The following is a 24,422-nucleotide window of genomic DNA, read 5'->3' on the forward strand; positions in this document are numbered from 1 at the left end:
CGAATGGGCGGCGTGACCGGCAGGACGCGGCTCGACGTTTGCGTTACCAGAGATCGCTGCAATGCAGAAGAATGTCAGGCGAGAAGCCGGTATGCAATGACGTCATACCTATTCTCCCCAGCCATTCACCCGGCGCAGGTACAGGTAGAGCAGGATGACCCAGTTCGTCAGGAAATCGATGGCAAGGCAACCAAGGGAGACAAAGAGGATCCAGAGGGTCTGGTTGCCCGAGAGCATCACCAACCCGGCACCTACGCCACGAAGCATATAGCTACCCGCAACAATGCCCATGGCATCCGGCGACCCTTTGCCGTGCCCCGCCCAGACGGAGGGCAGGCGTGCCACGTGCCCGGGGGCGATGCGAATGACCAGAAGAATGGTGGTTGCCCACCCAAGCAGAAGCACGAGAAGTGCGGCTTGCACCTCGGCAGCGGATGGGGCGAGGAACATCAAGAGGACAGCGCCAAACCCGCTTGCCGCGCCCTGGAGCGGCGTGCCCGCGGTGCGTCGCACTGGGCGAAACATGGTGCAACGAAGCTGACGCGCGACGAGCCCCGCGGCCACCGCCACGGTCAGCGGGGCCAGCGGATGCCCGAGAAACACGCTGTCGCGCCCCTGGAGCGCGAGATAACTGAAAAGCACGACCAGACTGGGGAAAGCAGCCAGAATATCGGGTCGCGGAACCAACACCACGGTACGAAGTACCCACATAACACTCACCACACGTTAACCTTAACACAGCTCCATTTATGTACCCGCAATCGGGCAAAAGTACGGAGACGGCGGTGCTTTCCACGCAGTATTTGGTGTCATAGGGTCCGCCTCGTGGAGAATAAGCGTCGGAGCGGAAGAATGGACACGATGATCGGGGTAATCGGTGGAAGCGGCCTCTACGAAATCGATGGATTGCGGGGCGCGGAATGGCGCGAGGTGAGCACCCCATGGGGCGAGCCCTCCGACCGAATCATAACCGGAGAGATTGACGGCGTGAAAATGGCCTTCCTGCCACGGCACGGTCGCGGCCACGTCCATTCTCCGACCTCGGTACCGTATCGCGCCAATATCGACGCGCTGAAGCGGTTGGGGGTGACGGATGTAATCTCGGTCTCCGCATGCGGTTCCTTCCGCGAGGCGATGGCGCCCGGTCACTTCGTGATCGTTGATCAGTTCGTCGACCGGACGTTCGCACGCGAGAAGAGTTTTTTCGGCCCCGGCTGTGTGGCGCACGTGAGCATGGCACATCCCACGTGCCCCCGCCTCGGAGACGCATGTTTCGAGGCGGCCGAAGCACAGGGAATAACCGTGCACCGTGGGGGAACATACCTTGCGATGGAGGGGCCGCAGTTCTCGTCGTTGGCCGAGTCCCAGATCTATCGAGAGCAATGGGGCTGCGACGTGATCGGGATGACGAATATGCCCGAAGCCAAGCTCGCGAGAGAAGCCGAGCTTTGCTATGCCTCCGTCGCCATGGTGACCGACTACGATTCCTGGCATCCGGACCACGGAGAGGTCGACGTTACCCAGATCATCCAGACACTGACCGGAAACGCGGCGAACGCGCGCGGTTTGCTCGCACGTTTGCCAGCGCTGCTTGGGCGCGAGCGTTCCCCCTGCCCGCATGGGTGCGACAGGGCACTTGAACATGCGCTGATGACCGCTCCTGAAAAAAGAGATCCAGTGCTGCTGGAAAAACTCGACGCGGTGGCCGCCCGCATGCTCTGACGAAGGCCGAGAGGCTCTTCCGCCCGGCGTCGTGGCATCGTGGGTGTCGCCGCTCCGGTCGGGCGGTTCAGCGCGCCGAAGGATTACGTGTCGTGCCATCGGCGGGGCAAATGCCCTGCCTGCCTTCAAACTTGGCAATCAGCGTAGCGTTACGGCCCACAGGGCGTTAGGCGGCCGCCCTGACGCACCATTTCGACCCGAGTTGCCGCGCCCGTCGCATCGTCTGTCTCAACGTAGAGACCCGAGATCGTGGCCTCGCCAAGTGCCGGTGAAAACCGGTTCTTCGGCATTCCGGTTACAAACCGGCGCATTGGTTCGGTTTTCTCCATCCCGATGACGCTGTTGTAATCGCCGCACATGCCGGCATCGCTCTGGAACGCCGTCCCGCCCGGCAGGAGTTGCGCATCCGCTGTGGGTACATGCGTATGCGTCCCGACGACAACACTTGCGCGGCCGTCGCAGAAGTGGCCCATACCCATCTTTTCGCTGGTCGCCTCGCAATGCATGTCGATCAGACTTGCCGCCACCATGCCGCCGCGTGGATGTGCCTTGAGCACCTGGTCGACAGCTGAAAACGGATCCGCGAAGGGCCGTTTCATGAAAACCTGGCCAAGCACCTGTGCAACCAGAACCTTGCGTCCGTTTCCGGCTTTGAAAACCGCCGCTCCACGCCCGGGCGCGTCCTTGGCGTAGTTCAAAGGCCTCAGGATACGTGGGTCCGTTTCGATGTACTGCAGCATGTCTTTCTGGTCGAAGGCATGGTCGCCGAGCGTGATGCAATCCGCACCGACCTCAAGAAGCGACTTCGCGTGCGCCCCCGACAACCCCATGCCAGAGGTCGCGTTCTCGCCATTGACCACAACAAAATCGATCCGCCAGTCGCGTCTCAGCGCTGGCAGGCGTTCACTGACAGCAGCGCGCCCCGCGCGGCCCATCACGTCACCTAGAAAGAGTATACGCATGTTCTCTCCCTAGGCGCGTTTCGGCCGTGTCACAAGTGTACGCTCTGTCTTGCGCCTGCAGGGCATCGCGGGTTCACGCGCCGAAGGCGCGCCAGCGTCATGGTGCGAGCGGAATCGCCCCGGCCTCGGTCACCAACCCATCCAGGGGTTGGTCGGTTGGCTCCAGAGGAAGATCCGGATCCCGCTGGGCAGAATAGGCGAAACCGACCGCCTGAACGGGCCCATCCACCCGCAAGCTTTGCAAGGTCCGGTCGTAGAACCCTCCCCCGTAACCAAGCCGGAACAGCCGGTCATCGAACGCCACCAGCGGCGCGATCACCAACTCGGGGACAAGCCACGCACCCTCGCTCGGAACCATCACCCTGAATGGACCCTCCGTAAGGGCGCAGCCCGGCCTCCATTCCCGAAAACGTAACGGCTGGCCTGGTGCGTCGATCACCGGAACGCACAGGCGATTGGCATTGGCCAAAGACTCCATGGCAGGCAGAGGGTTCGCCTCGGTTCGGATCGGCAGGTAGCCCGCGATGATCCGACCTGACAGCCCCGCCAGACTGGACACAAGCGCGGCGGACGCGGCTTCGCTATGGCGCCGGTGTGCCTCCGCGCGCCGCAAAAACGCGGCCTTGCGCGCCGCCACTTTTCGCGCCGCCAGTTCGGCAGTCACAACAGCACCATCGATGCGAGCCCCAGAAATGCGAAGAACCCAACAACATCGGTAACGGTGGTCACGAAGGTTCCCGAAGCCAACGCCGGGTCTACCCCGAAACGCTCCATGGCCACGGGAACGAGAATGCCCGCAAGCGCGGCCACGGCGAGATTCACCACCATCGCCAGAGCAATCACTGCTCCAATCTGCGCGGAACCGAACCAGATCAGCGCGACCACGCCCATGATCACGGCAAAGACGGCGCCGTTCAGGAGGCCCACCACCACCTCCCGGCCCACGACGCGCCAGAGGTTGGACATGGTAAGGTCCTTCGTTGCGATCGCACGCACCGCAACGGTCAGCGATTGCGTCCCGGCGTTGCCTCCCATTGAGGCAACTATTGGCATCAAGACGGCCAATGCGACCACTTGCGCGATCACGTCCTCGAAGAGCGCGATCACGAGGGATGCGAGAATGGCGGTGGCGAGATTGACCGCGAGCCACGGCAAACGCAGCTTGGTGGTTTCGACGGCGCTGTCACTCAGGCTGCTGTCCTCGGTTACGCCAGCCAGCCGCAACATGTCCTCCTCGTGTTCCTCGTCCAGCACTGCCATGGCGTCATCGATGGTGATGACGCCGACGAGGCGATCATCGTGGTCCACCACCGGAACCGACACCAGATGGTACTGGTTGAAGGCATAGGCGACTTCTGCCTCGTCCATGTCCAACGGTACCGTCCGGAAGGAATGCTCGGTAATTGCGCGCAGCGGAGTCTCGCGGGTGGACGAAAGCAGCTTGCCCAACGTCACGTAACCAATCGGTGTCATCGTGGGGTCGACAAGAATGACGTGGTAGAACTGCTCTGGCAGGTTCCGGTCCTCGCTTCGCAGGAAGTCGATCGCCTGGCCAACCGTCCAATGCTCCGGCGCGCTGACAACCTCGCGCTGCATAAGACGGCCGGCCGAGAATTCCGGCCAGCTCAGAGCCTGTTCCACCGCAACCCGTTCGGCCGCCGGCAGTGCCTCAAGGACCGCTTCCTTGCGATCCTCTTCGAGATTCTCAACGAGATCGACCACGTCGTCGGATTCCAGGTCGAGCACTGCCTCGCTCAGGACGGAATCCGGCAGCGCCTCGATCACCTCGGCCCGAACGGCCTCATCGAGTTCCGATAGGATTTCGCCGTCGATCTCCCGGCCCCAGAAGCGCAGCAGAAGGTGGCGAGTCTTGTCGCCGACCTGTTCCATGAGATCGGCCACGTCTGCCGGGTGGAGTTGATCCAGAAGTCGCCCGAGCCGCAGGTCGTCGCCGGCGTTGATCGCCAGCAGAACTTCCTGCACGCGATCGCGCTTCAGGGAATAGGCATCGTCATCGCGACCTGCCGTATCGACTGGTTCTTCGGCCATCGCACGCCCCTTCACTTCCCGCTCATGGCCAGAATAATCTCCAAGCCGCGCGGCGCAACAGGCCGATGGCCGTTGCGGCACCAGCGACCACCGCTTAGTCTTTTTCCATGAGCGAACATTCCACTCTCGTGATCGGACAGGTGCTTGATATCCGGTCCAATCCCTTCGATACGCCGCCGGACGATGCCGCCCGGTATTCTCGCCGCGGTTGCGTCCATATCGAAAACGGCCGGATCGTGGATGTCGGCGAAGCAGACGCGCTGCGCGCGGCACACCCCCATGCCCGCATCGATGACCACGGGGACGGGCTGATCCTGCCCGGCTTCGTCGACGCCCACGCGCACTACCCGCAGACGGCGATTATCGCCTCGTGGGGAAAGCGATTGATTGACTGGCTTAACAGCTACACTTTCCCCGAAGAGATGCGCTTTGCGGACCCGGATTACGCAGGCGAGATCGCGGCGCGCCACCTGGATCTGCTGGTCTCGTATGGTACCACCTCTGTCGCCAGCTTCTGCACAATCCACGCCGCCTCAGTTACCGCTTTCTTCGAAGCCGCCGCGGCACGCAACATGGCCGTCGTCGCAGGCCGCACCTGCATGGATCGCAATGCACCCGACGGGCTGCGCGACAATGCCAAGACGGCTTATGACGAAAGCAAGACGCTGTTGGAAACCTGGCATGGACGCGGACGCGCCATCTATGCGATCACGCCGCGGTTTTCGCCCACATCGACGCCGGAACAGCTCGAAGCGCTCGGCGGCCTCTGGGCAGATCACCCGGACTGCCCAATGCAGACCCATCTCAGCGAGCAGACCGACGAGGTCGAGTGGGTTCGCGAGCTCTATCCACACCGACGCGACTATCTTGACACTTACGAGTCGCATGGGTTGCTGCGAGAGGGCGCGATGTTCGGTCACGCGATTTGGCTGACCGACAGCGAACGGGCCCGACTGCGGGAGCATGGCGCCGCGCTGGTCCACTGTCCAACCTCGAACACCTTCATCGGCTCGGGGCTGTTCGATACCGCGCGCGCGGAGGCCGAGGGGCTTCGTGTCGGGCTCGCCACCGATACCGGTGGTGGCTCGTCTTTTTCGATGCTGCACACGATGGCTTCTGCCTACGAGATCGGTCAGCTCACCGGGACGGCGCTGCATCCGGCACAACTGCTCTGGTTGGCGACAGCGGGCTCCGCCGAGGCAATGCGCCTGCAGGCGCGGATCGGCTCCCTGGCTCACGGCTCCGACGCCGACCTAGTGGTTCTCGACCTGGCCTCGACACCCGCCATCGCACAACGCCACTCCCGTGCAGAAACGATCTGGGAAGCCGTTTTCCCGACGATCATGATGGGAGACGACCGTGCTGTCGCCGCCGTCTATATTGCCGGCGCGCGCCATGACACCGGCGACCGCGGGGGCGGCGGCCACAACCGCCCTGTCAGCCCGATCATCGCCGACAGTCTGGGCCTGTAGATCAGCCGATGTCAGCGCCCGTCGGAGCGGTGGCCCGCCGACATGCGGCCAGTTTTTCGCGGATGCAGATATCGCAGCCTGCCGCGCGCCTGCGCGCGGCCACGCCCAACGGGAGGAGCGGTATCCGGCACGGATGCCGTGACGACGGGCGGGAGCATGGCCTATTCGGCAAGGTCTCGCGCCAGACGGTTGGCCTCCTCGGCGATTTCTGCTTCGTCGGCGGTCGTCAGCCGGCCCTCCGCGACAACGCGCCGCCCGTTCACGATGAGGTCGCGCACGCGACGTGGCCCGGCCAGAAGCAGCGCCACCGGATCCCAGGACCCCGCTGCTTCCACACCGGACATGTTCCATATGGCGATATCCGCCCGGGAGCCCGGCGCCAACGCACCGCATTCCGGCCGCCCGAGCACTTGCGCGCCACCCCGCGTGGCAATCTCGAGCATTTCGCGTGCGGACATGGCATCCGCGCCGCGCGCCACCCGCTGCAGAAGCATCGCCTGGCGTGCCTCCCCGATCAGATCGCCTGCATCGTTGCTTGCCGAGCCATCCACACCCAGGCCCACCGGAACGCCCGCGTCGCGCATCGCTCGCACAGGCGCAATGCCGGAACCCAAGCGGCAGTTCGAACACGGACAATGCGCCACGCCGGTCCGGGTCCGTGCGAAGAGGTCCACCTCGCCGCTGTCCAACTTCACGCAATGAGCATGCCAGACATCGTCGCCGGTCCAGCCAAGATCCTCGGCGTATTGCCCCGGGCGGCAGCCGAAATGTGCCAGCGAATAGGCGATGTCTTCGTCGTTTTCCGCCAGATGGGTGTGTAGCCGCACGCCCTTGTCGCGCGCGAGAACGGCCGCGTCGCGCATGAGTTCGCGACTCACGGAGAATGGTGAGCATGGCGCCAGCCCGACCCGAACCATTGCGCCCTCGGCGGGATCGTGGAACGCATCGATTACCCGTTCGCAGTCGGTCAGGATCGCTGCTTCGCGCTCCACCAAGCTGTCGGGCGGCAGACCTCCGTCGCTCTCGCCAATCGACATCGCGCCGCGCGTGGGATGGAAGCGTAGACCGATCTCCGTCGCCGCTTCGATCGTGTCTTCCAGCCGCGCCCCATTGGGAAAGAGGTAAAGATGATCGGACGACATCGTGCAACCTGAGAGCGCGAGTTCCGCCAGACCGAGCCGCGCCGATGCCCGCATGTGTTCAGGCCCCATGCGCGCCCAGATCGGATAGAGTGCCTTGAGCCAGCCAAAGAGCAGCGCATCCTGTGCAGCCGGTACCGCACGCGTCAGCGTCTGGAATAGGTGATGGTGCGTATTCACGAATCCCGGCGTCACCAGACATCGCGATGCGTCGAGGACCTCCGCTTCCGGCGCATCAAGACCGACACCGATCTCGCGGATCAAACCGCGCGACACCAGGATATCGGCCCCGCAAAGTTCCCGGCGCTCATCGTCCATGGTCACGAGCCAGTCCGCCGAGCGGATCAGCAGATCTCGCATGTCACGCCCCTTTCAATACCGCCATCGCCTCGGCATGGATTTCTCGATTTGCGGCTGCGATCACGCGCCCGCCAGCTTCCGCGGGTCCGCCAGTCCAGTCGGTCACAATACCGCCCGCCGCTTCGATCACCGCAATTGGCGCGCAAATGTCATACGGGTGCAGACCGGCTTCGATCACGAGGTCGATCTGCCCAAGCGCGAGAAGGCCGTAGGCGTAGCAGTCCATTCCGAACCGTGTCAGCTTCACTTGCTGCGCAACGCGTTCGAAACATTCGCGTTCCTCCTCGCTTCCGACCTCAGGAAACGTTGAAAACAGAATTGCTTCCGACAGCGGGCGGGCTGCACGGGCGGTCAGGGGCCACGTCCCTTGCGGCCCCACCATCTGTGCCGCGCCAAGCCCCCCGACCCAACGCTCTCCGGTATAGGGTTGATCGATAACCCCAAAGATCGCGCCTTCCTCGGTTGTCACGGCGATCAACACGCCCCAGGTCGGTGCGCCCGACAAGAATGCGCGCGTGCCGTCGATTGGATCGAGCACCCATGTCAGTCCCGAGCTACCCTTTGTCGGTGCGAATTCCTCGCCCAGAATCCCGTCGTCCGGGCGATGGGTCGCGAGAATCCGCCGCATCGCTTCTTCTGCGGCCCTGTCAGCCTGCGTGACCGGGTCGAACCCGGCTTCCCACTTGTTTTCGGTCAATAATCCGGAAGTGCGAAACAGCGGTAGAATCGCTGCTCTGGCAGCATCCGCCAGCAGCGTCGCGGTAGCTTGTATTTCCTGCGCCAACGCCTCGGTGATCGGACCGACCGGGGTGCGCCGGTATTGCTGAGAAGGTCGTGTCATTGCAGGCTCCGCCACCGGATCTGTGCACGACTGCGGTAGCTTGCTGGCACCTGTCGGTCAAGCGGCCTCGCTCAGAACTCGCGCCAACTCGAACAAACGCCGCCGCTGGTTCTCAGGGATGGCGTAATAGGCTCGAAGAAGCTCCATGGCCTCCCGATCATTCAGAAGGTCAGTCACTGACGCGGATGGTTTACCGTCGTCACCGAGCCCCTCGAAAAAGAAACTGACCGTAACGCCGACGGCTTCGGCAATATCCCAAAGCCGGGACGCGCTCACCCTGTTGGTGCCGGTCTCGTATTTCTGGATCTGCTGGAACTTAATTCCCACCTTCTCGGCAAGCTGTTGCTGCGTCATTCCGATCATCCAGCGTCTGTGCCGAATCCGAGTGCCCACATGCGCGTCTACAGGGTGCGTCATTGGATTACCTATCAAATCCCCAATCTGAAACTGACTGGTGCAATCTAGCGCGAACCACCGGAGCCACACTATCCAAATACGCCGTGTCAGGATCGAGATGTAGTAGAACGATTCCTATCGCTGGGAAATAGTGTTGTGTTCAAAAACGGGTTCAAGTGCCGGATTCCATACGGATAGAGGAAAAGTGAGCATTTCGATGTAGACCGCGACACCTGCAGGGAAGATGTGAGAAGAAGTATCCGTACCTCCGACAATTGTGCCACCACTCTAATTTCTAGAAATCGGAATTCGCATTGCCTCGTACGCATGCGACGTCGTCGCAACTTTCCCTCTAAAACTGCACTTTCTAACATGAAAACAACCAGCACGGGAAATCAAATGCACGCATATCGTATCGGCACCTATGACGAAGCGCCAGCGCTCGTGGAAATGGAGCTATCGCCGCCGGCCAACAACGAAATTCGCCTGAAAATCGAGGCTTGCGGGTTGAATTTCGCGGATCTCCTCATGGCGCGGGGCAAGTACCAGGAGCGGCCCGACCCACCAGTGACACTGGGTATGGAAATGGCTGGTCGTGTGGTTTCAATCGGCTCCGAGGTGCGGAGCCTGGCCCCCGGCGACCGTGTTGCCGTGTTCAACGGTCAGGGCGGGCTGGCCGAAGCCGCAAACGTTCCCGCGGAGCGCTGCGTTCGCCTGCCGCAGGATATGCCAGCGAGTCACGCAGCGGCGTTCCAGGTGGCATATGGAACCTCGCATGTTGCGCTCGAACACAGGGCGCACCTGCAACCGGGTGAACGGCTCGTGGTAACCGGCGCAGCTGGAGGCGTCGGCTTGACGGCGGTTGAGATCGGCGCACTGATGGGCGCTGAAGTCGTGGCGATCGCACGCGGCGCTGAGAAGCTGGAGATTGCTCGCAGGGCGGGCGCGACGCACCTGATCGACGCGGCGAGCCCCGACATCCGCGAGCAAATCAAGGCCCTCGGCGGCGCCGACGTTGTCTACGAAGCCGTCGGTGGCACGCTCTTCACCCAATGCCTGCGAGCCACCAACCCCGAAGGCCGAATCCTGGCCATCGGTTTCGCTAGTGGGGATGTGCCGCAAATCCCGGCCAATCACCTGCTGGTCAAGAACATCTCTGTGATTGGCTTGTACTGGGGAGGCTACCTCGCGTTTCGGCCGGGCGTTCTAACCAGCTCTCTCGCGCAATTGTTTCGCTGGTATGAGGCTGGCAAGCTGCATCCACGAATAAGCCACAAGATTCCGCTATCCCGTGCAGCAGAAGCCCTCGACCTGCTCAGGCAGCGGAAGTCGACGGGGAAGGTCGTTGTGACGATGCCGTAGCCCCATCGCTGCGATAAGCCTCGCGCACGAGATCGACCAGGGCATTCTCGGCACGCCCGCGTGCAAGGTCGGAGACATAGAGGTTGATCGAGTAGGTCGGCAGTGCCGGCAAGGCGCCATGATGCGCGATCTGTTCCAGGAACGGCGGTTCCGTACCTTCGAGCATCAGTGACACGGCAAGGTCCGCGCGCACCGTCGCCTCGATGGTACGGTCCGACTCGGACTCGACCGCCAGTTCCCAGGTCATTGCGCAGCGTTCCATGGCGCGGATACCCGCAGCGCGGAAGACACACTGCCGCCCGGAGCCGAAGCGTAGCGGCCGCTGCCGCCAGCAGGCCCCTCCCTTGGCCCCGATCCATGTCAGGGGCTTTTCCGACAGAACCTCGGCGGAGTCTCCATGACCTTGCTCGGTGGTCAGGATCAGCGCGTATTCTCCCCGTGCAAACTCGTCGAGCAACTGCCGGGAATAGGAGGAGACAAGGTTTACACGCACTCTCGGGAACGCGGCATTGAACCGTCGCAGGATGTCCGGAACATGGGGATAGACGATGTCATGCGGCACCCCCAATTTAATCTCGCCGCCATAATCGTGCGCGGTCAACCGGTCGATTGCCTCGTCATTCAAACTCAACATGCGACGCGCGTAGGACAGGAGTTGCTCACCCGAGGATGTCAGCGCAACTCCACGCCCGGAGCGGTCAAGCAAAGAAACATCCAACGCCTCCTCCAGGCGCTTGAGCTGCATTGATACCGCCGATTGGGTGAGGTTCAGGCCGCTTGCAGCACGGGTTACTCCACCGCGGTCGGCAACGGCAACGAAGGATCGCAATGCAGTCAGGTCAAGGTTACGCGGCATTCATCACCCTTTTTGATACATACCTTCAAAAACATTCGTTTTAAGAATGCACCACAAAGTGCCATATAGATCAAGAGAATTGATGACTGGTCAGTACCAGTTCACAAATCGTTAAGGAAGCCGCGATGAGCACACACACAACCAACGCCCCCGTTTTCGGCGCCCTTCGACCCGAGGGCTTTGTTCGCCAACTCATTGCCATGGTCGCGCTGCACAAGCAACGCCGCGATCTGGCCCGTCTCGACGACCGAGCACTCCGCGACATTGGTATCAGCCGCTACGAAGCCAGTGTCGAAGCCAATCGTTCGGTCTGGGACGTGCCTCAGCACTGGCTGCGCTGATCGCGCTTCGGCGCCACTCCGCTCGACTTGGCGGAAATACTTGAAAAGCCATTCCGGGCCACCGATATTCTCTCCAAATGACGCGCGTCTACGGGCGCGCGTCGTATGGAACTCGAACGGAGGTATTAATGGCTGAATTCGACACGATCCGGACTTCGGGCGTTGCTGGCGCACGCACGGCCCAGATCGACGAGGGCCTTCGCGCCCACATGAACCAGGTCTACGGCACGATGTCCGTAGGCATGCTGATCACCGCGCTGGCCGCGTGGGCGATCTCCGGCCTGTCGGTCTCGACCGAGCCGAGCGCCTACCAGATCGGCGCCGATCAGTACCTGACGCAGTTCGGAGCCGCGATTTACGCGTCGCCGCTGAAATGGCTGATCATGTTTGCGCCGCTGATCTTCGTGTTCGGCTTTTCCGCAGGCATCAACCGCATGTCGGCTGCCACCGCGCAGGTCGTGTTCTACGCCTTTGCTGCGGTTATGGGCATTTCGATCAGTTCGATCTTCCTGGTCTACACCGCGACGTCCATCGCGCAGGTCTTCTTGATCACGGCCATCGCCTTCGCCGGATTGTCTCTGTGGGGCTACACCACGAAGAAAGACATCTCAGGCTGGGGCAGCTTCCTGATCATGGGTGTCATCGGCCTGATCGTCGCATCCATCGTGAACATTTTCCTTGCCTCCTCGGCGATGATGTTCGCGATCTCGGTACTTGGCGTGCTGATCTTCGCCGGCCTGACCGCCTATGACACACAGAACATCAAGAACACCTACATCCAGATGGCCGTCCATGGCGATAAGGAGTGGCTGGGCAAGGCCGCGATCATGGGCGCGCTGAGCCTCTACCTGGACTTCATCAACATGTTCATGATGCTCCTTTCGTTGTTCGGCAGCCGCGAATAGTCCCGAACGACCACGACCACATTGGAACCCGCCGTACCCCTCCGGTCCGGCGGGTTCTTTGTTTTCGAGTACCCGATTTCGCACTGCGCTTGTGCTCACCAACACGGCAAGTGCGATTCCCGTGCGACGCCTTTGCGGCGACACCGGTGCTGATCGTTTCTTTGGCTGGAAAGGTTCAGACGCCTTCGTGATCACGGAGACCGAGGATCTAGGTTTCGACGGCTTCAGCACTCTTCCAGGCTGCTACGGCGACCGACCAAGGAGCAGGAACCTCCGGGATCGGTCCGACCAGCCGCGATGGATAGTCCCGGAATCGGTTACCGCGCCAAGGGTAGGTGATGGACAATCGATAACACGGGCGACACGCTCGCTCGCGGTACCGTCGCCGGAACAGAAAGCCCCGAACTGGGAATCCGGATTATCGATGAAGAGATGGAGCCGGCCGAACATGTGGCTGACGAGATCAACCTCGTCCGCCGGATTTTCGGTGCAGGTTTCCTGATTGCGTGAGGCTCCCGTTTCAGCCGGTCCGGCGCATCTCGACCGCCGGGAAGTGAATCCCTGGTGCAAGTTGTATCTCGATCGGACCAATGGTCCGGAAGCCAAGTGCCTCGTAGAACGGAACGGCGGTTCGCGTGGAGAGACAGTGATACCCCGAAACACCCGCAGCCCGCGCGTCACCGAAAATCCGGTCGAAAATCGCCCGGCCGATTCCCTGTCGAAGTCGCCTGTGGTCGGTAACCACATGCCGGATCTCAGCCTCTTCCGGAGCCCTCGGACGCCGCGTCCAACCGCCCGCCGCCACGACATCCCCATGCGGTGTTTCGGCCAGATAGTAGGTCCCACTGGTCAGGAGGCGTGGCTGCGCACGCGATATCAATGGCAACGCTGTGACCAGCACGGAGGGAGGATAATCCGCCTTGAGCAGAGCGGGATAGGAGCGCGCAAGTAACGCGTCGACCGCCGCAGTGTCTCTGGCGGTGGTTGGCCGGACCGTCAATTCTTCCTGAACCATCCGAACACCATCTCTTTTTGGCAACGCCTCAAGGGGACTGACGCCAAACAAAAGGGCCGCGCGGATTCTCCGTGCGGCCCGGGCATCTCATTTCGGCAGGGAAGATCTTACTTGATCTTGCCTTCCTTGTAGTCGACGTGCTTGCGAGCCACGGGGTCATACTTCCGTACGACCATCTTCTCGGTCATGGTGCGCGCGTTCTTCTTGGTCACGTAGAAGTGGCCGGTGCCGGCAGTCGAATTCAACCGGATCTTGATCGTGGTGGGCTTTGCCATCTCTTCGGTCTCCTGAAACGGACAATCACGCCCGTGAAATCTGAAACTGGCCTTTTAAGCCGTGCGGGCCCGCTGTCAAGCCGAATCGGCCAGCTTGACAGCCACCACTCAGAATGTCGTCTCCCGCGCGGAGTTTACGCCGGCGGAAGCGGCGGAATGCCCAGCTTTGCGTGGATCGCGTCGCGCTTTTCGTCGCTGAGTTGCAGAGCAGCGGCGAGCTGGCGGAGATATCCCCGTTCCGCCTCCGTGTCGACGCTGATCGCCGAAAGCGAGGTCGAGTAGACTTGCTCGCGCGCAGCCTCCGAGGTTGCAGCCGCAAGACCGCCGATATCGATCGGTTTCTGGAGTTCCTCTCGTACGAAAGCGCGCTCCTCGTCGGTGGAATCGGCCAGAGCTTCCATGATCGCGGCCTGCTCGTCGGCGGAAATCTCGCCATCGGCCTTGGCGGCCATGATCATCGCCTTGAGCATTACCTTGGCTTGCTCTTCCATCAGCGGCGCCGCAGGGGTGTTCCCGAAGATCGCTTCCATCATCTCGGCGGATTGCTTGGAACCGGCCTCGGCTGCCCCGCGCATGGAATTCATCAAGCTGCCCAGTCCGGCGGTCGTCACCTCCGTGGCCTGCGCCGTCGCGCTGCCCATCTGGCCCATCATCTCCTTGACCTTGGTCGAACCGCCGGGAATGCCAAACTGGTCTGCCAACTTGCCGAGTTGATCGGCTGCCGGGCTGTCCCCTGCGCCCTTCAGCATCTCCTGCATTCCGGCCATGCCTCCCGACTTCTGGTACTTCTGATACCCCTTCGTGGCGGCGACCCCGACGGCAACGGCGGCAAGCGTCTTGATGAAACTCATTTCAAGTCTCCCTGATTGCAATGGCCGCAGCCTAGCACCGGGCCCGTGACAGGAGAACTACAAGTTGAGGGGTGCGCGGACGGCCTGTAAGCCGGATTCTGTTCCGGGGCTCGCGCCCCTTCGATGACCATTCCTCTCGGCCCGCCGTTGCCGGCGGGCTCAAGCTGCCAACCCGACCTGCCTGGGGCTGAAGCGGCCCCGGGGCCGTGGCCCCGCGGAGGTCCTATTTGGCATTGCTCCCGGTGGGGCTTGCCGTGCCGGAACTGTTGCCAGCCCCGCGGTGGGCTCTTACCCCACCGTTTCACCGTGACCCCGACCTGCGGGGCCGTCTCATCTCTGTGGCGCTTTCCGTCGGGTTTCCCCGCCCGGGCGTTACCCGGCACCGTTGCTTCAGGGAGTCCGGACTTTCCTCGGCGCGGCGGGAAAACCCGCCAGCCCCGCGGCCATCCGGCCATCCGCGCCCGGCAGACCTAGGCAGTTGGATCCGTGGGGTCAAGATAATTGCGTTTGGCCAGATGCTCGGCAATCCGCAGGTCTTCGGCATCCAAGGCCGCGTCACCGGCCCAAGGGCGGAATCTCCGACGGAAAGCGCTGAACGCTGCCGTCTCCGGATTGCCAACGTCCGAAGATGCGCGGCCGATACCGTAGCCGAAGCGCTCCGCGTAATCGCGCCATCTGCGCAGGTCGCTGGCAGCTCCCGGCGATTCTGACGGCCAAACGGCTAGTCCGCGGAGTGCAAGTCGACGCCAGTCGAACCGCGAACCGGGATCCGACTTTCGCGGAAAAGACGTGTCGGAGTGGCCAACCACCAGATGTGACGAGATTCCGCGACGATGAAGAATGTCCACAAGCAGGGCTTCCAGTGTAGCCATCAGCGGTTCGGCAAAGGGCGAGTTGCCGTCGTTGTCGAGCTCGATACCGATGGAGCGACTGTTGATGTCGCTACGACCCTCCCAAGAACCTGCCCCCGCATGCCAGGCGCGCTTTCCCTCACGCACAAGCTGCCAAAGACACCCGTCACGGCCGATCAGGTAATGGCAGGAGACCTCTGCCTCCGGGTCGCAGAGCCGCGCCAGCGCGGCCAGCGCGCTCTCCATCGCCGTGTAGTGCAGCACGATCATGTCGGGCACTGCCGCACCGCGGCGGTCTCCGAAATTCGGCGATGGTTGCCAGAGGGCTCCCGGCGACTCGGCGGCCTCAGCCACCGACCGCGCGCCGGAAGGGCTCCGGGTTCCAGCCGCAGGCATATCCGTCCCCGTCCGGGTCAATGCCATAGCGGTCCTTTTGCGGCCCACCCGCAGCCAGAAACGCCCGCTGCGCCAAATCCGGCGAGGCGTATTTCGCGCAGTTTCGTTGCGCCTTTCCCTGGCTCGCAAATGTACGTTTGTAGACCGGCTGCCCCATAGGATTGGACGTTTGCAACGCGTAGGCAACGATATCCGGCCCGGTACTGCCCGGCCGCGCAGGAACCGCCTGAGGCGCAACCGTCTGGTATTGCTGCCTGTTGCTTGCAAGACGTTCCGCATCGCTCTGGATCGTCTCGCGCGCGGAAACCGCGCTGAAATCCTGTTCGTCCGAGATGCCCGGATTATTGCCCGCGGCGTAGGCCGCCCCTGCAGCCGTGACCGCCAGCGGAGCCCCCGGCGCCGGTGTGATCAGGTCGGTTTGCGGCGGTTGTGTTGCTGTCGCAGGGTTCACCGGGGCAGTGGCCACCGGTCCGATCCCTGCCGCGGCAAGATCGGCGTTTGTCACGCCGACGGGTTCGACTCCCCTGGCGGTCGGCGCACCCGTTTGTTCAGGTGGCAGGATCGTGATCGCACCGGACAGCTGCGCCTCGCGCGCGGCCCGCTCCTGCGCTTGCGCATAGCGGTACTCGTTGTAGTCGCCAAAGCCGACGCCCGACGCGCTATCGGGCACGGTCGGCTCGCAAGCGGCGACGGCGAGAAGCGATAGGAGCATGAGTGCTGTTCGGTGCATTCGTTTGTCCTGCCCGATTATTACCTACAGCTCAGATTACCACCAAACCGTGGGTTTGGCCACAAACCCTGCTGCATCCTCCAGCGAATGCGCTATATTTAGGAGATCACCCTCTTCCCAAGGCCGACCAATGAGTTGCAGGCCGAGTGGAAGCCCCTGCCCGTCCAGGCCCGCCGGCACCGAAATGCCCGGAAGCCCCGCGAGGTTCACGGTCACCGTGAAAACGTCATTGAGATACATCTGGACCGGGTCGGCATTTGCCATTTCTCCCAACCCAAACGCCGCCGAGGGCGTGGCCGGGGTAAGGATAGCATCCACGCCATCAGAAAAGACCTGGTCGAAGTCGCGCTTGATGAGTGTACGGACCTTGCGCGCGCGGTTGTAATAGGCGTCGTAGAAGCCGGCTGAGAGCACGTAGGTGCCGATCATCACGCGGCGCTGCACCTCGGCACCGAACCCCTCCGCGCGGGTCTTCTCGTACATTTCCGTGATGCCGTCGCCCTGCGACAGGCTCGCACGATGACCGAACCGCACACCATCGTAACGGGCGAGGTTGGACGACGCTTCCGCAGGCGCTACCACGTAGTAGGTCGGCAGTGCGTATTTCGTGTGCGGCAGGGAGATATCGACAATCTTCGCCCCCGCGTCGCGCAGCATGTCCGTACCATCGGCCCAGAGTTTTTCGATCTCCGCCGGCATCCCCTCCATACGGTACTCTTTTGGAATGCCGATGGTCTTGCCACGGATGTCGCCCGTTATCGCCGCCTCGAAATCCGGCACTGGCAGATCGGCCGAGGTGCTGTCCTTCGGGTCGTGACCGGCCATGACGCGCAGCATAATCGCGGCGTCGCGCACCGATTTGGTCATCGGTCCGGCCTGATCGAGCGAGGAGGCGAATGCCACGATGCCCCAACGCGAGCAACGCCCGTAGGTCGGCTTAAGTCCGGTGATGCCGGTGAATGCTGCCGGTTGGCGGATCGACCCGCCGGTGTCGGTGCCGGTGGCTGCGAGGCAGAGGTCGGCCGCCACGGCCGAGGCGGACCCGCCAGAGGAGCCGCCGGGTGTAAGCGCCGCGTCATCATTGCCGCGCCGCCACGGGTTCACCGCATTGCCGTAGGTCGAGGTTTCGTTGGACGAGCCCATGGCAAATTCGTCCATGTTCAGCTTGCCCAGCATAATCGCGCCAGCTTGCCAGAGCTGCGTTGTGACGGTGGATTCGTACTCGGGGTTGAACCCGTCGAGAATGGCCGAGGCAGCTTGGCTCGGAACGCCCTGGGTACAGAACAGATCCTTGATGCCGAGCGGGATGCCGCACATCGGGTTCTCCGCCCCGCCCTGAATGCGCGCATCCGCTGCCGCGGCCTGCTTCAGCGCAATCTCCGGCGTCTTGTGCACGAATGCGCCAAGGGAATCGGCCTTCTCGATCTCGTCAAGACAGGCCTGCGTCAGTTCGGTTGACGTTACCTCGCCAGCGCGCAGCTTGTCCCGGGCCTCTGCGATCGTCAGCTTGCTCAGATCGGACATCACTCGACCACCTTCGGAACCGCAAAGAACCCCTCTCGGGCGTCGGGGGCATTGGCGAGCACCTTGCCCTGGTAGCCACCATCGGTCACTTCGTCGACGCGCCGCTTAAGACGCATCGGCGTGACCGATGTCATCGGCTCCACGCCGTCGACATCCACTTCGTTCAATTGCTCGATGAAGCCGAGAATGGCGTTGAACTCGCCGGCGAGCGCGGGCAGGTCCGCGTCCTCAACCTTGATACGGGCAAGCTTGGCCACGCGGCGCGCGGTACTTTCGTCAATCGACATGAGGCCTCCGGGATCGGGCGGATGATCGGCACGGGTTTATCGCCGCCCCAACGGGGGCGCAAGCGAATGGCGCGCTATGGTGCAGAAACCATCTCCGTCAGCTTCGCGACGGTGTTCATGTTTCGTGCGGTGCCGGTCGCGGCTGCTGGGATGCGGAGTTTCGACTTACCTTGGCCATCGGGATAGAACACAAAAATCTCACGTGTCCCGAGTGCCATATCCTCACCACTCCTGCCGGTGGCCATCCGAAGCGCATCGGGTCCTGGTGATGCATCAAGGAACACCACATGCGTGTACTTGGACGGCCGGTCCACGAATGGGTTTCCCGCAAGGATCGCGGCCATCTCATCGGAGTTACGCACAAGAACGCCGACCGGCTTGCCGAGGTTGCTTTCAAGCCTGACCTCCAGCGCGCGTTTCACCTCCTCCGGCCCAAGTTCGCTGTCGAACACCACGTTTCCGCTCGCGATAAAGGTCCGGATGCCATCGAAACCTGCGGCGGCACACATACCAACGAGGTCAGCCATGGCCAGACGGCCTGTTCCACCGACATTGACGGCGCGCAGAAGGGCAACGAAGCGAGTCATGCCGGTACGCTAGGGACTCCGATGTCCAATGCAAAGCATTCAGCAGGTTTTTCCGTTGCTTGCGGTGTGCGGACCCTCGGCGATAGAGTGCTGGTGCTAGGAAGCCGACACGGACCTCCAATCCATGTACAACATCCTGAAAAACCGCACATACCGGCACCTCTTCGGTGCTCAGATCGTGGCGCTTCTCGGAACTGGGCTCGCGACCGTGGCACTCGGTCTCTTGGCCTACGATCTTGCCGGCAACGACGCCGCGCTGGTGCTGGGCACAGCGCTCACGATCAAGATGGTCGCCTATGTGACGATCGCGCCGGTTGCCGGCGCGATGGCAAACCGCTGGCCCCGGCGTGGAATGCTGGTGGCGCTGGACGTCCTGCGGGCTGCGGTGGCGGTCGCCCTGCCATTCGTCTCCGAGATCTGGCAAGTCTATGTGTTGATCTTCCTGCTGCAATCGGCCTCGGCGGCCTTTACGCCGACCTTCCAGGCAACCATCCCCGACGTCTTGCCAGACGAGCAGGACTACACACGCGCGCTCTCGCTCTCGCGGCTCGCCTACGATCTGGAATCGCTGATCTCCCCGATGCTGGCGGCAGCGCTGCTGCTGATTGTCAGCTTTGATACGTTGTTTCTCGGGACATGCCTCGGGTTTCTCGCCTCGGCGGCGCTCGTCCTCTCCGCCGTGCTGCCGAGCCCGGCGCCGACCAATCCGCGCGGCTTTTATGACGCGACGACCCGTGGCTTGCGGATCTACCTGAATACGCCGCGCCTGCGAGGACTGCTGGCACTGAGTCTGTCTGCCGCCGCCGCCGGTGCAATGGTGATCGTGAATACGGTCGTCGTGGTCCGTAGCGGGTTGGAGCTTGGCGCGGAAGCCGTTGCGCTGACACTTGCAGCCTTCGGTGCGGGTTCAATGATCGCGGCTCTTTTCCTGCCGCGTCTGCTGGACAGACTCCCCGACCGGCAGGTCATGCTGAGCGGGGCCGGGCTGATGGCCGGCGTGCTACTCGCGCTCGCCGCCGGTCTCACTACCGTAAACACGGGATGGGCTGCCATTCTGGTGGCCTGGCTCTTTTTGGGGCTTGGTTATTCCGCCGTCCTGACGCCATCCGGCCGGCTGCTGCGCCGTTCAGCGCATCCGGAAGACCGACCGGCCGTTTTTGCCGCGCAGTTCGCCCTGTCCCACGCTTGCTGGCTACTCGCTTACCCGCTGGCCGGGTGGGTTCTCACCCGGTTTGGTCTTGTCCCCGCGTTGCTCGCGCTTGGCTGCGTTTCGGCAGCAGGGCTCGCACTGGCTATCCGGTTTTGGCAAGCGGATGCACCTCGGGAGATCGAGCATTTCCACGAAGACCTGCCACCCGATCATCCGCACCTGCAGGGCGGCGGGCCGCACCGGCACGTCTACGTGATCGACGACTACCATCGGCATTGGCCACAGGCCGGGTAGGAAACGGCCCCACGTCAGCAACCCGAACGCGCACAGTGGCGCCTGTAGACCTCGATCATCCACCCCAACATGACAGCGTTGAGAACGTGCCAAAGGAAATGTGTGCCCATGGGCAGGGCATTGCAGATTGCCATATCAACGGAACGAAACCCGAGCGACAGAACGAGCAGCGCGGCCCCCGCGGCAAGGCCCAGGGCCGTCTGCGGCGCGCGCCTCCGAAGCGCCAGCGCGTAAGCCGCGATGAGCAACGGGACCGGCCAGTAGGCGGCGGAGATCTCGAAGCCCGGCAACCGCTGGAATATCGGGATCGTGACAGCGGCGTACGGGATGAACCCAGCGGTTAGCAGCATGGCCCAGGGCACCGACAGGCCCCAGTAATCCCTGTTGGCCGCATAAACATAGAGCAGGATGAATAACCCGATTGGAGTCGTGTCCGCAATCGCGCCCCAGACGGTGGCATGGGTGTGGAAGAGAAAAGATCCCACGCCGATCGCGGCAAGCAGCGCGACCATTGCCTTGGCCAGCGGTAGGGGTTCGCCCCTCACGCGCCGCCACATGATCCAGGCGGCCAGTAGGAAAGCCGCGTTCGTCAGCGCATTCACCGGCTCGGACCAATAGGTGAAATCGGTCCGTTCACAATATCCGTCGACCTTCTGCAACAATGCTTCCATCTGCCTCTCCGCAGGCTAGGGTCCCCTCGGGAAATGGCGCTTCGGGAGAGGAGAATCAAATGAAGATCACATGGCTGGGCCACTCTGGCTTTCGCATTGAAATCGCCGATCAGATCCTTCTGGTCGACCCTTGGTTTACCGGGAATCCGGTTTTCCCGGAAGACCGCCGCGCCGAAGCGATTGCCGGAACGACGCACATTCTGCTGACCCACGGGCACGGCGACCATTCCGGCGACGCGCTCGCGCTGGCAGCGGAGCTAGAAGTGCCCATCGTCGGGATCTACGACCTGATGTCCTATTGGGCGGAAAACGGCGACGTGGAGACCTTGGGCTTCAACAAGGGTGGCACAGTGATGCTCGGCGACGTCGCTGTTACAATGGTGAATGCCGTGCATTCGTCGTCCGTCGGAACGCCGGACGGCCCGCTCTACGCCGGCGGCGAAGCTGGCTTCATGGTCTCCGGCGAGGGACGCACCGTCTACATCTCAGGCGATACGGATGTCATGGCCGACATGGGGGTATTTGCAGAGTTGCACAATCCGGATGTCGGCATCCTCTGTGCGGGCGGGCATTTCACCATGGACATGAAACGCGCCGCGTACGCAGCGAAGAAGTTTTTCAATTTCAAGGTTGTTATCCCCTGTCACTACAAGACATTTCCGCTTCTGGAGCAATCCGCCGATGCGCTCGTCGAGGCACTGCCCGGCGTGGACGTGAAGACACCGGATGTCCTGGAAACGGTCACGATCTGAACGTCGTATCAGCGCCTGGCGGCAAAGAACGCCTTCAGTAGCCGCTCGGACTCCTCGGCGCGGATACCGTCGTAGATCTCCGGCACATGGTGCGCCTGCGGATGCGAAAAGATCCGCGGGCCACGCTCGACGCCGCCGGACTTCGGGTCGGACGCACCGTAGTATAACCTTGCAAGCCTGGCGGCCGAGATGATGGCGGCACAAGCTGGGCATGGCTCCAGCGTGACATAGAGCGCGTATCCCGGCAGGCGTTCGGAACGCGCAGCAGTACAGGCGGCGCGGATCGCCAGCACTTCGGCATGGGCAGACGGGTCGTTCAACTCGCGTGTCCGGTTGCCTGCCCGCGCCACGACGGCCCCGGCAGGATCGACCACAACCGCACCAACGGGCACTTCGCCCCGCTCGGCTGCGGCACGGGCCTCTTCCAGCGCGGCCTCCATATGTGAATTGAATGGCATGGAGCATGCCTGCCCTGCGCGCGCGGGCTTGTCCAGTGGGCCGGTCCGGCGTATCCGAAGCCATGACAGACACGCCCCTGACACCGAAAGACGGCGACCGTATCGCCAAGGTCATCGCACGCGCCGGCCGCGCCTCGCGCCGCGAGGCCGAGCGCCTCATTGAAGCAGGCCGCGTGACGGTCAATGGAAAGACGATCTCCAGCCCGGCACTGAATGTCACTCCGGACGACAGTATCTCCGTGGACGGCGTCGCCCTGGCCGAGGCCGAGCCACCACGGCTCTGGCTCTACCACAAGCCCGCAGGCCTTGTGACGACCGCTCGCGACGAGAAAGGGCGCAAGACGGTCTTTGACGCACTTCCAGACGGCATGCCGCGCGTCCTTTCGGTCGGCAGGCTGGACTTGAATTCCGAGGGGTTACTGTTGCTGACCAACGATGGCGGGATCAAACGCAGGCTTGAGCTTCCGTCGACAGGCTGGATGCGCCGGTACCGTGTGCGGATCAAGGGAACCCCTGACGACGCAACGCTGGAACCGCTCCGACAGGGCCTGACCGTGGACGGCGAACGATTTCAACCAATGGGTGTGACCCTCGACCGTCAGCAAGGGGCGAATGCCTGGGTGACCGTCTCGCTGCGCGAGGGTCGGAACCGGGAGATCCGTCGCGCAATGGAAGCGGTGGGTATGACCGTCAACCGCCTGATCCGGGTGAGCTACGGTCCGTTCAAGCTGGGCGACCTGAAAGCCGGGGAGGTGGAAGAGGTCAAATCTCGGGTACTGCGCGACCAACTCGGCCTCGACAAGGAGTTTCGCCCCGCAACCGAACCGAAGAAACGCCCACAGCGGCGCCGTCGCCGATAGAAACGCCTCGTATACATGTCGCGCTTGTATCGCCCAGGAGCCACGTGTGGCCGACAACGGTCTTGCGCGTAAAACGCATCTAGCCCCACTGGCAAAACTGCTTTGGAAGCTTGGCGGGATTCCCCGCTGACCGTTTGGTGTGAGGAATTTGCTGCCGAACGCACGCGAATCGTCGAAACGCATCGCCGATGAATTTACGCGCGCCAAGATATGGCGCGATGCAAAATCGGTGGCTTGACCGCGGCAACGTGTTCCATCGATGTCTTGGCGACGCGCACGTTCATACACCGCACCCAAACTGGGTGCCTCGCCGACATCAGGGTTTGCAATCCGCTTGTTCTCCACCTGCCTCGGCAAGGATTATGCGACGGCGAGAACAGGCTTGAAGTAGCCGATCTCCGCAGGAGAGTTTTGATACCCCTCAGGTCTCTCCGCCTGCCATCTCCTTCATCGACAAGAGGCTTCGAGAGAGTCGACCGTCCGAATTCTGTGTCGTTGGGAATTGCAGGTCGCACTTTCGGAGGGGGCTTAGTGCCTCAAACAGGTGCCGATTTCGCGATTTCCGGCTCTGAAACCGAATTGCTCGGCGACGATCAATGGGCTGATTGGCTGGTTGATGGTGTTACCTGCCTCGCAGGCCCACAACCGTGCCGACCGGCAAGGGTCGCGCAGATAATCCTCAATGGCGTTCCCGGTGTGCGACACGCGGTACGGCACGGTTTGGCGGCAATACAGGGTTTCGGCTTGCCCTGTCAGGGTCATTCATTGGCTGCGCAAGAATCGGACCGCCAAATGCTGCCCCCGCCAACCTCGGGGCTTGCTCCCGCGGCGACGTTTGGTGCGCGTAAACGCGGGTCCACGCGTGGAAGCCACACGAGATTCCGACGTTGAACCATCATAAATCTTTGCGAGTGCAAAAATTCACTGGATACGGGCGCAAGTGACTATTACGCTCGCACGTATCGAAGCGATCCTGTTCCACAAAGACCATCTGCGAATGTACTTGTCCGCTGAGATCTTGATCGACCCGTCGGACACCGCCATTGCACAAATGACTGTTCACGCGCTGCTGTGTCGGTCCTGCGCAATGGCCGCTCTCCCGAGGTACCAATTCGGCAAGGCTGCACAAGATGCGCGCAACCGTCGATCTCTACCGAAGCTCAATCCTGCGCGGCGGAGGATCGAATACACTTCCTGCGTGTCACGTACTGTACACGATCCGACAAGGGCCATTGCGCGGAGCGATGCCAACCGGGAGGGCAGGCGGATTGGGCGCAGCAGATCTAGCAACAATGGGCGTCGGCCTTGGTACGTCC

27 protein-coding genes and 1 other RNA gene are annotated in these 24,422 nt (G+C 62.5%); 8 read left to right on the forward strand and 20 right to left on the reverse strand.

Annotated elements, in window-relative coordinates; genetic code table 11:
• Window positions 1-108 precede the first annotated feature (108 nt).
• A complete protein-coding gene (locus tag ARC39_RS09950; protein ID WP_068113827.1) occupies window positions 109-711 on the reverse strand; it encodes a hypothetical protein in 603 nt (200 codons plus the stop codon).
• A gap of 141 nt (window positions 712-852) precedes the next feature.
• On the opposite strand from ARC39_RS09950, the gene ARC39_RS09955 reads away from it, so the two are divergent.
• Window positions 853-1,722, forward strand: a complete 870-nt coding sequence (locus tag ARC39_RS09955) for an S-methyl-5'-thioadenosine phosphorylase (protein ID WP_068113828.1) — start codon at window positions 853-855, stop codon at window positions 1,720-1,722.
• Between the two features lie 149 nt (window positions 1,723-1,871).
• On the opposite strand, the gene ARC39_RS09960 is transcribed toward ARC39_RS09955, so the two are convergent.
• The 3 genes from ARC39_RS09960 to mgtE form a co-directional block, all read right to left on the reverse strand.
• Window positions 1,872-2,684 (reverse strand): TIGR00282 family metallophosphoesterase, encoded by an 813-nt coding sequence (locus ARC39_RS09960; RefSeq protein WP_068113829.1) that lies wholly within the window; start codon window positions 2,682-2,684, stop codon window positions 1,872-1,874.
• Window positions 2,685-2,781: 97 nt separating this feature from the next.
• Window positions 2,782-3,348 carry a 5-formyltetrahydrofolate cyclo-ligase gene (locus tag ARC39_RS09965; RefSeq protein ID WP_149866381.1) on the reverse strand — a complete coding sequence of 189 codons (567 nt, stop codon included), beginning with the start codon at window positions 3,346-3,348 and terminating at the stop codon, window positions 2,782-2,784.
• The gene (gene mgtE / locus ARC39_RS09970; RefSeq protein WP_068113830.1) at window positions 3,345-4,733 is read right to left on the reverse strand and encodes a magnesium transporter; all 1,389 of its coding nucleotides are present in this window, start codon (window positions 4,731-4,733) and stop codon (window positions 3,345-3,347) included. Before mgtE ends, ARC39_RS09965 begins: the two co-directional genes overlap by 4 nt.
• A gap of 107 nt (window positions 4,734-4,840) precedes the next feature.
• Here mgtE and guaD point away from each other — a divergent pair, with 107 nt between their 5' ends.
• Window positions 4,841-6,205 carry a guanine deaminase gene (guaD, locus tag ARC39_RS09975; RefSeq protein ID WP_078059187.1) on the forward strand — a complete coding sequence of 455 codons (1,365 nt, stop codon included), beginning with the start codon at window positions 4,841-4,843 and terminating at the stop codon, window positions 6,203-6,205.
• Window positions 6,206-6,366: 161 nt separating this feature from the next.
• Here guaD and ARC39_RS09980 read toward each other — a convergent pair whose 3' ends face one another.
• From ARC39_RS09980 to ARC39_RS09990, 3 genes are read right to left on the reverse strand one after another with little or no spacing between them, the layout of a single operon-like run.
• Entirely contained in the window at window positions 6,367-7,704 is a 1,338-nt protein-coding gene (locus ARC39_RS09980; protein ID WP_068113832.1) for an 8-oxoguanine deaminase, read from the reverse strand.
• A 1-nt stretch (window position 7,705) separates the two neighbouring features.
• The gene (hisN, locus tag ARC39_RS09985) at window positions 7,706-8,545 is read right to left on the reverse strand and encodes a histidinol-phosphatase (protein WP_068113833.1); all 840 of its coding nucleotides are present in this window, start codon (window positions 8,543-8,545) and stop codon (window positions 7,706-7,708) included.
• Window positions 8,546-8,602: 57 nt separating this feature from the next.
• On the reverse strand, window positions 8,603-8,962 hold the full coding sequence (locus tag ARC39_RS09990) for a helix-turn-helix domain-containing protein (protein WP_068113834.1): 360 nt from the start codon (window positions 8,960-8,962) through the stop codon (window positions 8,603-8,605).
• 378 nt (window positions 8,963-9,340) lie between these two features.
• Between ARC39_RS09990 and ARC39_RS09995 the strand changes: the two genes are divergently transcribed.
• Entirely contained in the window at window positions 9,341-10,303 is a 963-nt protein-coding gene (locus ARC39_RS09995; protein ID WP_068113835.1) for an NADPH:quinone oxidoreductase family protein, read from the forward strand.
• On the opposite strand, the gene ARC39_RS10000 is transcribed toward ARC39_RS09995, so the two are convergent.
• Window positions 10,257-11,159, reverse strand: coding sequence for a LysR family transcriptional regulator (locus ARC39_RS10000; protein WP_068113841.1), 903 nt, complete (start codon window positions 11,157-11,159; stop codon window positions 10,257-10,259). The genes ARC39_RS09995 and ARC39_RS10000 overlap by 47 nt on opposite strands.
• Before the next feature lie 125 nt (window positions 11,160-11,284).
• On the opposite strand from ARC39_RS10000, the gene ARC39_RS10005 reads away from it, so the two are divergent.
• Both ARC39_RS10005 and ARC39_RS10010 read left to right on the forward strand, forming a co-directional pair.
• Window positions 11,285-11,500, forward strand: coding sequence for a DUF1127 domain-containing protein (locus tag ARC39_RS10005; RefSeq protein WP_068113843.1), 216 nt, complete (start codon window positions 11,285-11,287; stop codon window positions 11,498-11,500).
• A 128-nt stretch (window positions 11,501-11,628) separates the two neighbouring features.
• Entirely contained in the window at window positions 11,629-12,405 is a 777-nt protein-coding gene (locus ARC39_RS10010) for a Bax inhibitor-1/YccA family protein (protein ID WP_068113846.1), read from the forward strand.
• Window positions 12,406-12,925: 520 nt separating this feature from the next.
• Here ARC39_RS10010 and ARC39_RS10015 read toward each other — a convergent pair.
• The 9 genes from ARC39_RS10015 to ARC39_RS10055 form a co-directional block, all read right to left on the reverse strand.
• Window positions 12,926-13,420, reverse strand: coding sequence for a GNAT family N-acetyltransferase (locus ARC39_RS10015; protein ID WP_068113849.1), 495 nt, complete (start codon window positions 13,418-13,420; stop codon window positions 12,926-12,928).
• Window positions 13,421-13,527: 107 nt separating this feature from the next.
• A complete protein-coding gene (gene rpmG, locus ARC39_RS10020) occupies window positions 13,528-13,695 on the reverse strand; it encodes a 50S ribosomal protein L33 (RefSeq protein WP_068113852.1) in 168 nt (55 codons plus the stop codon).
• A gap of 134 nt (window positions 13,696-13,829) precedes the next feature.
• Window positions 13,830-14,546, reverse strand: a complete 717-nt coding sequence (locus ARC39_RS10025; RefSeq protein ID WP_068113855.1) for a DUF533 domain-containing protein — start codon at window positions 14,544-14,546, stop codon at window positions 13,830-13,832.
• Window positions 14,547-14,617: 71 nt separating this feature from the next.
• Window positions 14,618-15,005, reverse strand: an RNA gene (gene rnpB / locus ARC39_RS10030) — RNase P RNA component class A.
• A gap of 11 nt (window positions 15,006-15,016) precedes the next feature.
• Window positions 15,017-15,667 carry an N-acetylmuramoyl-L-alanine amidase gene (locus ARC39_RS10035; protein ID WP_236545240.1) on the reverse strand — a complete coding sequence of 217 codons (651 nt, stop codon included), beginning with the start codon at window positions 15,665-15,667 and terminating at the stop codon, window positions 15,017-15,019.
• Window positions 15,668-15,743: 76 nt separating this feature from the next.
• On the reverse strand, window positions 15,744-16,523 hold the full coding sequence (locus tag ARC39_RS10040) for a hypothetical protein (protein WP_068113860.1): 780 nt from the start codon (window positions 16,521-16,523) through the stop codon (window positions 15,744-15,746).
• A 36-nt stretch (window positions 16,524-16,559) separates the two neighbouring features.
• Complete coding sequence (gene gatA, locus ARC39_RS10045; RefSeq protein ID WP_068113863.1) at window positions 16,560-18,047, reverse strand: Asp-tRNA(Asn)/Glu-tRNA(Gln) amidotransferase subunit GatA; 1,488 nt, start codon at window positions 18,045-18,047, stop codon at window positions 16,560-16,562.
• Window positions 18,047-18,334: an Asp-tRNA(Asn)/Glu-tRNA(Gln) amidotransferase subunit GatC gene (gatC, locus tag ARC39_RS10050; RefSeq protein WP_068113866.1), complete on the reverse strand. Its 288-nt coding sequence runs from the start codon at window positions 18,332-18,334 to the stop codon at window positions 18,047-18,049. Before gatC ends, gatA begins: the two co-directional genes overlap by 1 nt.
• Window positions 18,335-18,408: 74 nt before the next feature.
• Entirely contained in the window at window positions 18,409-18,921 is a 513-nt protein-coding gene (locus ARC39_RS10055) for a DUF1697 domain-containing protein (protein WP_068113869.1), read from the reverse strand.
• Between the two features lie 124 nt (window positions 18,922-19,045).
• Between ARC39_RS10055 and ARC39_RS10060 the strand changes: the two genes are divergently transcribed.
• Window positions 19,046-20,365 carry an MFS transporter gene (locus ARC39_RS10060; protein WP_068113872.1) on the forward strand — a complete coding sequence of 440 codons (1,320 nt, stop codon included), beginning with the start codon at window positions 19,046-19,048 and terminating at the stop codon, window positions 20,363-20,365.
• Between the two features lie 14 nt (window positions 20,366-20,379).
• Here ARC39_RS10060 and ARC39_RS10065 read toward each other — a convergent pair whose 3' ends face one another.
• Window positions 20,380-21,036 carry a ceramidase domain-containing protein gene (locus tag ARC39_RS10065; protein ID WP_068113875.1) on the reverse strand — a complete coding sequence of 219 codons (657 nt, stop codon included), beginning with the start codon at window positions 21,034-21,036 and terminating at the stop codon, window positions 20,380-20,382.
• 59 nt (window positions 21,037-21,095) lie between these two features.
• On the opposite strand from ARC39_RS10065, the gene ARC39_RS10070 reads away from it, so the two are divergent.
• Window positions 21,096-21,788, forward strand: a complete 693-nt coding sequence (locus ARC39_RS10070) for a metal-dependent hydrolase (RefSeq protein ID WP_068113878.1) — start codon at window positions 21,096-21,098, stop codon at window positions 21,786-21,788.
• A gap of 8 nt (window positions 21,789-21,796) precedes the next feature.
• Here ARC39_RS10070 and ARC39_RS10075 read toward each other — a convergent pair whose 3' ends face one another.
• Window positions 21,797-22,246, reverse strand: a complete 450-nt coding sequence (locus ARC39_RS10075) for a nucleoside deaminase (protein ID WP_068113881.1) — start codon at window positions 22,244-22,246, stop codon at window positions 21,797-21,799.
• 62 nt (window positions 22,247-22,308) lie between these two features.
• On the opposite strand from ARC39_RS10075, the gene ARC39_RS10080 reads away from it, so the two are divergent.
• A complete protein-coding gene (locus ARC39_RS10080; protein ID WP_068114450.1) occupies window positions 22,309-23,106 on the forward strand; it encodes a pseudouridine synthase in 798 nt (265 codons plus the stop codon).
• Window positions 23,107-23,634: 528 nt separating this feature from the next.
• On the opposite strand, the gene ARC39_RS10085 is transcribed toward ARC39_RS10080, so the two are convergent.
• Window positions 23,635-23,868, reverse strand: a complete 234-nt coding sequence (locus tag ARC39_RS10085) for a hypothetical protein (RefSeq protein ID WP_068113883.1) — start codon at window positions 23,866-23,868, stop codon at window positions 23,635-23,637.
• Between the last annotated feature and the right edge of the window lie 554 nt (window positions 23,869-24,422).

The sequence above is a fragment of the Tropicimonas marinistellae genome (assembly GCF_001509585.1).
Classification (GTDB): domain Bacteria; phylum Pseudomonadota; class Alphaproteobacteria; order Rhodobacterales; family Rhodobacteraceae; genus Tropicimonas; species Tropicimonas marinistellae.

Excerpts from the sequence above, each read along its gene's own strand:
- ARC39_RS09950 (WP_068113827.1), bottom strand. The coding sequence starts at position 711 with ATGTGGGTACTTCGTACCGTGGTGTTGGTTCCGCGACCCGATATTCTG.
- ARC39_RS09955 (WP_068113828.1), top strand. The coding sequence starts at position 853 with ATGGACACGATGATCGGGGTAATCGGTGGAAGCGGCCTCTACGAAATC.
- ARC39_RS09960 (WP_068113829.1), bottom strand. The coding sequence starts at position 2,684 with ATGCGTATACTCTTTCTAGGTGACGTGATGGGCCGCGCGGGGCGCGCT.
- mgtE (WP_068113830.1), bottom strand. The coding sequence starts at position 4,733 with ATGGCCGAAGAACCAGTCGATACGGCAGGTCGCGATGACGATGCCTAT.
- guaD (WP_078059187.1), top strand. The coding sequence starts at position 4,841 with ATGAGCGAACATTCCACTCTCGTGATCGGACAGGTGCTTGATATCCGG.
- ARC39_RS09980 (WP_068113832.1), bottom strand. The coding sequence starts at position 7,704 with ATGCGAGATCTGCTGATCCGCTCGGCGGACTGGCTCGTGACCATGGAC.
- hisN (WP_068113833.1), bottom strand. The coding sequence starts at position 8,545 with ATGACACGACCTTCTCAGCAATACCGGCGCACCCCGGTCGGTCCGATC.
- ARC39_RS09990 (WP_068113834.1), bottom strand. The coding sequence starts at position 8,962 with ATGACGCACCCTGTAGACGCGCATGTGGGCACTCGGATTCGGCACAGA.
- ARC39_RS09995 (WP_068113835.1), top strand. The coding sequence starts at position 9,341 with ATGCACGCATATCGTATCGGCACCTATGACGAAGCGCCAGCGCTCGTG.
- ARC39_RS10000 (WP_068113841.1), bottom strand. The coding sequence starts at position 11,159 with ATGCCGCGTAACCTTGACCTGACTGCATTGCGATCCTTCGTTGCCGTT.
- ARC39_RS10005 (WP_068113843.1), top strand. The coding sequence starts at position 11,285 with ATGAGCACACACACAACCAACGCCCCCGTTTTCGGCGCCCTTCGACCC.
- ARC39_RS10010 (WP_068113846.1), top strand. The coding sequence starts at position 11,629 with ATGGCTGAATTCGACACGATCCGGACTTCGGGCGTTGCTGGCGCACGC.
- ARC39_RS10015 (WP_068113849.1), bottom strand. The coding sequence starts at position 13,420 with ATGGTTCAGGAAGAATTGACGGTCCGGCCAACCACCGCCAGAGACACT.
- rpmG (WP_068113852.1), bottom strand. The coding sequence starts at position 13,695 with ATGGCAAAGCCCACCACGATCAAGATCCGGTTGAATTCGACTGCCGGC.
- ARC39_RS10025 (WP_068113855.1), bottom strand. The coding sequence starts at position 14,546 with ATGAGTTTCATCAAGACGCTTGCCGCCGTTGCCGTCGGGGTCGCCGCC.
- ARC39_RS10035 (WP_236545240.1), bottom strand. The coding sequence starts at position 15,667 with ATGATCGTGCTGCACTACACGGCGATGGAGAGCGCGCTGGCCGCGCTG.
- ARC39_RS10040 (WP_068113860.1), bottom strand. The coding sequence starts at position 16,523 with ATGCACCGAACAGCACTCATGCTCCTATCGCTTCTCGCCGTCGCCGCT.
- gatA (WP_068113863.1), bottom strand. The coding sequence starts at position 18,047 with ATGTCCGATCTGAGCAAGCTGACGATCGCAGAGGCCCGGGACAAGCTG.
- gatC (WP_068113866.1), bottom strand. The coding sequence starts at position 18,334 with ATGTCGATTGACGAAAGTACCGCGCGCCGCGTGGCCAAGCTTGCCCGT.
- ARC39_RS10055 (WP_068113869.1), bottom strand. The coding sequence starts at position 18,921 with ATGACTCGCTTCGTTGCCCTTCTGCGCGCCGTCAATGTCGGTGGAACA.
- ARC39_RS10060 (WP_068113872.1), top strand. The coding sequence starts at position 19,046 with ATGTACAACATCCTGAAAAACCGCACATACCGGCACCTCTTCGGTGCT.
- ARC39_RS10065 (WP_068113875.1), bottom strand. The coding sequence starts at position 21,036 with ATGGAAGCATTGTTGCAGAAGGTCGACGGATATTGTGAACGGACCGAT.
- ARC39_RS10070 (WP_068113878.1), top strand. The coding sequence starts at position 21,096 with ATGAAGATCACATGGCTGGGCCACTCTGGCTTTCGCATTGAAATCGCC.
- ARC39_RS10075 (WP_068113881.1), bottom strand. The coding sequence starts at position 22,246 with ATGCCATTCAATTCACATATGGAGGCCGCGCTGGAAGAGGCCCGTGCC.
- ARC39_RS10080 (WP_068114450.1), top strand. The coding sequence starts at position 22,309 with ATGACAGACACGCCCCTGACACCGAAAGACGGCGACCGTATCGCCAAG.
- ARC39_RS10085 (WP_068113883.1), bottom strand. The coding sequence starts at position 23,868 with ATGACCCTGACAGGGCAAGCCGAAACCCTGTATTGCCGCCAAACCGTG.